This window comes from Candidatus Trichorickettsia mobilis, assembly GCF_034366785.1.
GTDB classification, from domain to species: Bacteria; Pseudomonadota; Alphaproteobacteria; order Rickettsiales; family Rickettsiaceae; genus Trichorickettsia; species Trichorickettsia mobilis_A.
On the sequence record NZ_CP112949.1, the window covers coordinates 1 to 8,255 of the forward strand.

5 protein-coding genes and 3 pseudogenes are annotated in these 8,255 nt (G+C 29.0%); 4 read left to right on the top strand and 4 right to left on the bottom strand.

Translation table 11 applies throughout. The features are described 5' to 3' along the window. Together Trichorick_RS08820 and Trichorick_RS08825 are read right to left on the bottom strand one after the other, a co-directional pair. Nucleotides 1-1,257, bottom strand: a 1,257-nt coding sequence (locus Trichorick_RS08820) for a PAS domain-containing protein (RefSeq protein ID WP_323739287.1), incomplete at its 3' end; no start/stop codon positions are given. Between the two features lies 1 nt (nt 1,258). Beyond that, on the bottom strand, nt 1,259-1,576 hold the full coding sequence (locus Trichorick_RS08825) for a SemiSWEET family sugar transporter (RefSeq protein WP_323739288.1): 318 nt from the start codon (nt 1,574-1,576) through the stop codon (nt 1,259-1,261). A 655-nt stretch (nt 1,577-2,231) separates the two neighbouring features. Between Trichorick_RS08825 and Trichorick_RS08830 the strand changes: the two genes are divergently transcribed. After that, a complete protein-coding gene (locus Trichorick_RS08830; RefSeq protein WP_323739289.1) occupies nt 2,232-2,462 on the top strand; it encodes a hypothetical protein in 231 nt (76 codons plus the stop codon). Between the two features lie 39 nt (nt 2,463-2,501). On the opposite strand, the pseudogene Trichorick_RS08835 reads toward Trichorick_RS08830, so the two are convergent. Continuing rightward, nucleotides 2,502-3,035 (bottom strand): annotated as a pseudogene (locus tag Trichorick_RS08835) (IS982 family transposase); the annotation flags it as partial. A 290-nt stretch (nt 3,036-3,325) separates the two neighbouring features. Between Trichorick_RS08835 and Trichorick_RS08840 the strand changes: the two are divergent. The 3 genes and pseudogenes from Trichorick_RS08840 (at nt 3,326) to Trichorick_RS08850 (ending at nt 7,801) form a co-directional block, all read left to right on the top strand. After that, nucleotides 3,326-5,494, top strand: coding sequence for a hypothetical protein (locus tag Trichorick_RS08840; protein ID WP_323739291.1), 2,169 nt, complete (start codon nt 3,326-3,328; stop codon nt 5,492-5,494). A gap of 134 nt (nt 5,495-5,628) precedes the next feature. Then, entirely contained in the window at nt 5,629-6,519 is an 891-nt protein-coding gene (locus Trichorick_RS08845) for an Rpn family recombination-promoting nuclease/putative transposase (RefSeq protein ID WP_323739292.1), read from the top strand. Nucleotides 6,520-6,818: 299 nt separating this feature from the next. After that, nucleotides 6,819-7,801: pseudogene (locus Trichorick_RS08850) on the top strand (IS481 family transposase). A 231-nt stretch (nt 7,802-8,032) separates the two neighbouring features. Here the strand turns inward: Trichorick_RS08850 and Trichorick_RS08855 are convergent. Next, nucleotides 8,033-8,255, bottom strand: a pseudogene (locus tag Trichorick_RS08855) (hypothetical protein); the annotation flags it as partial.

The window sequence follows — 8,255 nt, forward strand, 5'->3', positions numbered from 1 at the left end:
GTCAGACAGCATAACTAAAAATTTATTAATTTCTTCTTGAGAAAAAGAAGCAATATTTTGATTTAACTCGTCTATAATAAAGTTTATCACATGCAAAGGAGTTCTAATTTCATGACTTAACATATTCAGAAAATTAGCTTTATGTTCTAAAGATACCGATAGCTCCTCTGTTTTTTTTAATAAGCTTTGCTCTAATCTTTTTTGTTTTGATATATCAATAGATACACCGACTATTCCAATTACTTCATTATTCTCTCCTATTAAAGGTGCTTTATGGCTAAGAACCCATTTTTTAGCCCATTTTTTATTTGCAGCAATATAAGTTTTTTCTTCTATTAATTGTTCTGTTTTACTGATAATCACTTTTTGATCATTAACTTTAATTTCTTTTGCTACTTCTTCTTTTAGAAAATCTTTATCATCTTTACCGATGAGACCATCTATATTTTTAAAACCGTAATTTTCTGCTTGTCTTTTATTACATCCTAAAAATTTACCATTTATATCTTTCCAGTATACATGGCCAGGAATTATGTCTAACATTTTTTGTATTGCAATTTGAGAGACAAGAGCATTTTGCATATTATTTTTTTTAAAACTAATCCCTACAGGAATCAATAAACGATTGTAATACTCAGACATTATAACACTAAAACAATACTCTATTGCTTCATTTCTTATAGCAGGATATATATCTACACTGTAACCTTCTTCATACCAAAGAGACATTACGGCGCATTCTTCTAGTAAATATTCTGTACTAAGTCTTAGTCCTTTTTCTTCATTTAAATTATGGCCTCTTTTTTTTAACCTATTATTAAATTCGATAGCTAACTTCGCAATAATATCAATAAACGCTTTATCTTTGTCATATAATTTATTTACCTGGTCTCTATATACCGCATATTTTTTATTATAAAACCAGTTATCCCATCGTTTTATTTCAAATGGAATCTTAAGGTAATTCTCACAATATTCACTATTCCTATCTATCCACTGATCTCCCTCTTTTTTTGCAACTTCATATAACATATCGCTTTCTAAATCAGCTAATGTTGCTATGGAATGTCTTTGCAACGTATCACAAACACCTATAGTACATTTTTTAAAATTTTTATTTATTAATTCTAAAGTTGATTTAAATTTTTCTCCTTCGTGTACACTCTGACCAACGCTAATTGTTAGTATACAACTATCAAATCTATGTTTTGAATCACAATTAAGATCAATAAAGCTTGCTTTATACAAATTTTCCATTTTAATTTTTTCTATAGCTTATAATAAGTATTACCACGCATCCACAAGTAAGAAAGCTCAACGCATATCCCCACATTAATATATGGTCTTTTATCATATATCCGTGTAGAGCCGTTGCAAATTGTATCATGTTAAATCCTAAAAACATTGGTAAAGATAAGCCTTTAACTTTTTTAGTCTTATATAGTAATAGAATTTGTGGTATAAAAAGTGAAGCATTTAAAAAAGCTCCGATCATAAACAAAATATCAGTGTATGATTTTAATACATCCATAACTTTAAATTTATTATTAAAACTTGTTCGTAATATACATACCATTATTTTATTAATTCAAAATAATGTATATTTAATATGTAGTTATAGCTATAATTTTTTAAGCTTAGTTGTAAAAATTAAATAAAAAAACTATACTAGCGCTTTAAATAAAAATTATAAAAAAGTTTTTAGGTTTAGTAAATAATTCATATGGTCAATCTATAAAATTTTTTTAGAAATATTTATTTTTTATAGTTTCTATATTGTCTAGTAGTTATAATTAAAATTCATTTCTAATTTGATTAGCTTCTGATGTGTTAATGTAATCGATTTCTAAAAATAGCACAAGGTAATAAAAAGAATTGCTAAAACAAGTTGGAAATTAATAATGGTTCTCATAAGATTAAAAAATTGCATGAGTTAATTATATAGAGAAAATTGCTTATATAAAAAATAAAAGCTACTTAGAGCTTTATTTTTTATAGTCTTGAAACTCAAGCTGAAACAAATTTAGTTAATATCATAGCACTATCTGTTATAAAAACTGCATCAAGTAAGCAATATTATTACTAATAGAAGCAAAAAATACTAGGAGTTACGTAGGTAAAGTAATAATAAATAAATATGTATTACTAAGCTTTTTATTGCAAGCACTGAGTAAAGTTGGTATAGAACAACTGTTAAAACTCATATAAGTAAAAAATAAGATAATATAACAATGACTAATAAAGAAATTAGATTACATTGTGCTGAACTGGCTTTAAAATATTTATCTAATGATAATCATAAGAACGTGGAATTAAATCATATATTTGAAATAGCAGAGAAAATATATGAATTTACTTATAAAAATAATGATGACATAATAGGTCACAGTGATGAGGTTAATTGGGAAGCATATAAAGATAAATTAAGAAATAATAATAGAAAAGTAAGAATAAAAATATAAACGAGTCTTTTGAATCAATTGTGTAAACTCAGCCATAATTACAGGCATTCTATCATCTACATTCCCTTTAGTTAATTTAAGATTTTGAATCTCTCCATTTTCGTTAATCAACAAATGTAATTTTAACCCAAAGAACCAACCCTTTGTAGTTTTACCTAATGCGGCTAAGCCAGCAAAGGTTTTATTTCTAGAAATTCTTTTCGGATGACAGGCAGCTAAAGAGGTTGCGTCTATATAAGAGATACCGGTAGTCTTCGCTTGAGTGAAATACCATTCAAGTAATAAAACTAGATAGCTCAAAACTCTTGCTTTTAGCGCAATAAAGCGATTATATGAAGGAATCATTCTAAATTCAGCTTTATATAATTGTAAGTAACTTATATAAAAATATTTAAAGTTCTTACAAGGAGATCGATGATATAACAATACAATCGTTAGAATCTCTGAATAGCTTATCTCCGGCGTTCTAGTGAGTTTTCTACTAATCGGTAAATATGAGTTACTTATCCACTTATCACTGAATTTTACAAAATCATCGACAAAACAAAATAGCGCGGTTATATCTTTCTTCATGGGATACTCTTGGTTTTATTGCTAAAACTTGTATAGAGTATCTCTAACCCCTTGTAAACATTACCTTCTTACCTTCTTCTAATCCAGAGTTGGGGTTATTAAATCTTAACCTTAAGAAAAAAGACAAAGATGCTTTAGCCAAAAAAGATAGTTTAATTAAATTATGAATTATGGTGGAACTATAAGTTGTATAAAAATAGCATACTAAACTAAAAAAGATTGTCTTATATAAAAACATATCTAAAATAGAGATAATACTGGAAACAAAAATTCTAATGGTAATACCAGCTATGTCTAAAGTTAATCAGCTAACGCTACAAATAAACAAGGATTTGTCTCAAGATTCTAACTTATCTAAGTTTATGATATCAGGAGATGATTCGTCCGATGAAGAAGATACGGTTGAACCCTATGATATAACAAGTGAATTGTCAAAATTTAATGAAGACCACCAAGATAAGTTATCAGGTGATAATAATTTATCATTTATTATACATGCAGCGGGAATTCAGTTATTATATTCTAAGCCAGTACAACATAGTTACTATAAGCTAAAAAAGGATCAACTAAAAGATAGTTATGACTTACCAACTGGTGACTTAGTAAATGCAGCAGTGCAAAATAGCTTAAAACACACTGATAATTGGCATAATAAACAAGATTGGGCAAGAGACAGTAAAGCTGTTGAACAAGAAACAGTAGAATTAATTAATAGTAATCCTGTAGGTTTTTATAAATCAATATTAAAAAATGAATTATCTGAGTATTTTCAAAGTATCATTGATAAATATAACTTAAATTCTGGAGATTTTTTAGGTTGGCAATATCAACCAGAATTAGGAAGCTTACGTGTTACTCCTCAATTGCCACATAAATATGAATATGATTTATCTAGCTCAAATTCTTTTGCAATAGATTTTTTTGCTAATCTAAGATTACATAATAGATTAGATAAACGAGCATTGAAATATAAGGAAAAAATTAAAGAGAAATTCCCAGAACAAGTTAGTAAATGGAAATATAGTCAATCTGAAATAATAATTGATCATAAAATCATTGCGAATACAAACACTTTGAGAAGCGAAGAGGTAAAATTTAATGATCAAACCCTATCTTACCCAGCGATTTTTAACCTAGGGCTTATATCTTCTGATGCACTATTATTAAATCAAATATTTCATAAAGGAACGTCTAATATACCAACTAATATTGTAACATTGCACTATTTATTATTTGGTACAGAAGCCCTAAGAAACCCATCAGCACTAATCCATAATAGTATGATGCTGGATTTAATATCTCATGCTAGTCTTACATGGGAAGGAGCATTCGATCAAAAAATTATGCCTATGTCTATGGAAGGAGCAATAATGGCTTCTAGGGTAGTCAATAGTCATTATACAAAATATATGCCGCATAATTACCTATATGACAAAAGTTATGAAATGATATATTATAAAAATGATCCTGAAGCTTATCATAAACAAAATAAAAATAATGCAAAAATTTTATTAGAAAAAGAATTAGATTTTACAAAATTATGGCTTGTAATGAAGCTTGGAAATAATTTAGATGAATATCTACAAGAAAATGGAGACTTAAAAGATAGTAAAGTTCAAGAGATATTTCAGTTGATACAGGTCTCATGTCAGCAATGGTTTTCTATTAATTTATTGCAGCAAGTATCTATTTTTATGTTAGATAAATATGTGAAAGTTGATGATAAAAATATAGTATATAACCATATAATTAATAGTAGCAGTAATTTAGAAGAAGCTTTAAATGAAATAAAAGTAGTTGAAAGCGCTATTATGTTGTTAAGTGTTCATCAAATAAAAAAAGATTTTTCTGCAAATAATTTTTTAGTTGGCTTATATCTTAAAAAAGAATCTAACGAAATCAAAGCTTGGTATGTTGATCCAACTGGATACCCTGTTAGTGAGGACATATATGAATTAATACAGAAACAAAATATAGATATAATTAGTTTATTTAATAAAATAGATAAACCACAAGTTCTTACAAAAGATAGTTTTAAGAAATATTCTACTACTGGCTATAAGTATATTGCATTTAAAGATATTAAACTTCATGGTAATTGGAACGTTAAAGTAGATATTGAAAATAGTAATTTATTTGATGGTGAAGCAATACTAATATATTTATTGTCTGCATTAGCTAATAGTTTTGAAATTATAGAATGTAATAATATCACTCCAATACTTTCTAAACAACTTAGTGCTAGTTTAAAAAAAGAATTTTGTCAAAAAGCACCATTAGATCATATTCAAGAAACAATAAAAGAAATACTTTATCCTGATTTAAAGCAGGACATCCAATACACTTCTTATCAAGGAGACAATATCTCGTCATTAGAAAGTATTTTTTCAAATTTGGTTATAGGTGACTGTAATAATTTTAAAAATTGTCCAATTGACAATGATTTTAATTTTTGTTAATAGACCTAGTTATAATTTTCTTAAAAAACTTTGTGAAGGAGTTGTGTCTCTGCTATAATTAAACTTGAACTTTCGGTATTTGCAAAATCGGATTTACTGCCGAGGTTAATAATTAAAATAAATATATTTTATATATGGCATTATCTAAGTTTCTTGATCCTAAAAACGATTTTTGCTTTAAACAAGTTTTCGGCACCGAGAAAAACAAAGATATTCTTATTCATTTTTTAAATGACATCTTAAAGTTTGAAGGAAATAAAAAAATCACAGAAGTAACGTTTTTAAAAACTATACAAGACCCTGAAATTGCCGCTTATAAGCAATCGATCGTCGACGTGTTGTGTAAAGATCAAAAAGGCGAGCAAGTTATAGTAGAAATGCAAGTAGGTAAGCATAAAGGGTTCGAAAAGCGAGCGCAGTACTATGCCGCCAAAGCATATTCGCAACAAGTAATAAAAGAAGATGAAAATCATAAAAAACTAGCGGTATATGCTAAATTAAAAGCAGTAATATTTTTAGCTATTGCTAATTTTACTATGTTTCCCGAAAAGGAAGCTTTTAAGTCGGAACATAGGTTGCTAGATACAAAAACTTATGAGCATGATTTAAAAGATTTTTACTTCGTATTTTTAGAGCTTGAGAAATTTAAAAAAACTATCGATCAATTAGAGAATTTAGAGCAAAAATGGTTGTATTTCTTTAAACATGCTGAAGGTAGTACGTTTAAAGAAATAGAGCATTTAATCGGCAGCGACGTAATTATTAGGAGAGCTTTTGAAGCAATAGATCAAGCTGCTTGGACTGAAGAAGAACTAAATACTTATGATCAAATAACCAAAACCAGACTTGACAATCTAGCGGTAGAACAGCAAAAAATTGAAGATGCGGAGCTTAGAGGTGAAGCTAGGGGTAAAGCTGGAGAAAAAATTGAAATTGCCAAAAAAATGTTATCTAAAAAACACTCTGTTTCCGATATTACCGATCTTACCGGCTTATCTTTTGAAGAAATTTCTAAACTTCGCTAACCGTTATGAGGTTACCTGCTTTACACCAAAAAAACTACATGCTTTACAAAAAACACTACCAATTATACCATATCACGATAGTACAATATTTTAACTCAGTCAAGTATAGTTTTTAATTGTGAGATTCACAGACATTATTTCAATTTTTTGTCCCTATGTTCTATTGTAAGAATAACTTAAAATTGGCATTTTACGTTGTGTACGATCCATTGCATAAAAGTAATTTTAGCGAGTGAGCGCACCTAAAATGTATGATTCATAGAGATTGTTTCAATTTTTAGATGTGTTAAAATCCATGAATGGATAAATTACAAAAAACACGTTTAGATTGGATTAAATTATATCAAAAAGTAAAAGACGCAGGGATTGTATGTCGCAGATGTGGCATTTCTCGTCCTACTTTACGCAAATGGTTAAAACGTTATGCAGAAGAAGGTATAACAGGATTAAAAGAGCTTAGTCGCAAGCCTCATTCTTCTCCTAAAAAAGTATCAGATCAACAAGAAAAACTTCTGTTATCTATACGTAATGAACGTAAATTAGGGGTTAAAAGGGTACAAAGTGAGATTAAGAGATTGCATGATATTTCTCTATCACTAGCAACCATTCATAAAGTCTTTAAGAAGAATAATATACCGTACTTACAAAAGAAAAGGCATTATCGTAAACAAGCCAAAAGGTATAACTGCAAGCTTCCAGAGGAACGAGTACAGATGGACGTTTGTAAAATTGCAAGTAGCTTATATTAATATACCGCCATAGATGATTGCACTAGATACAAAGTTCTGGCTTTATATAAACGACGAACTGCGATAAATACACTTGATTTTCTAGAGCAGGTTATAGAACGTATGCCATTCCCAATACAGCGCATTCAGACAGATAGGGGACAGGAATTCTTTGCTTATGAAGTCCAAGAAAGGTTAATGGAGTATGGGATTAAATTTAGGCCAATTAAGCCAGCTTCTCCATACCTTAATGGGAAGGTAGAACGCACCCAACGTACGGATCTTGATGAGTTCTATTCAAGTATTGACATCAAAAGTCCTAAGCTCAAAGAGGATTAGGGTACTGGGAGCACTATTATAACTGGGATAGGCCTCATAGCTCTTTAGGAGGGAAAACACCAAATGAAAAGTATGTGGAATTAATTTATCAAAACCCACTTCATGAAGAAGTGAATCAAAAATATGATCCTTCAAAAGAGCATATTTTGATCCATGGCTATAATAAGAATTTAGCAACAAAAATATTGAAATACACTATAAAGCATCCAAATTAAAAGTAATTTTAATGAGCTTGCTAGCGTGTTTTAGGTGCGCTCACTCGCTAAAATTACTTTTATGCAATAGATCGTACACAACGTAAAATGCCAATTTTAAGTTATTCTTACAATAGAACATAGGGACAAAATTGAAACAATGTCTGTGAATCTCACACATAATATAATGGGGATTACTTGTTGCAAAATGTATGGTTTTTAGGCGTAATGTAAAAAACTTCGCTACCTGCGTTAGTGAAGTTTAGAAATTTCCTCAAGGGATAAACCCGTAAGATCTGTGATATCGGAAATGGAGTGATTTTTAGATAACATTTTTTTGGCAATCTCAGTTTTTAACCTAATATTTTCTTCAGCTTTACCTTCAGCTCTCATTTTCTTTAGACTATTTGTTTCTACCCTAAGCCACTTTAGATGATCTTCGTAAAAGTCTCTTTCTTCTTCGCTAAAGTTCATT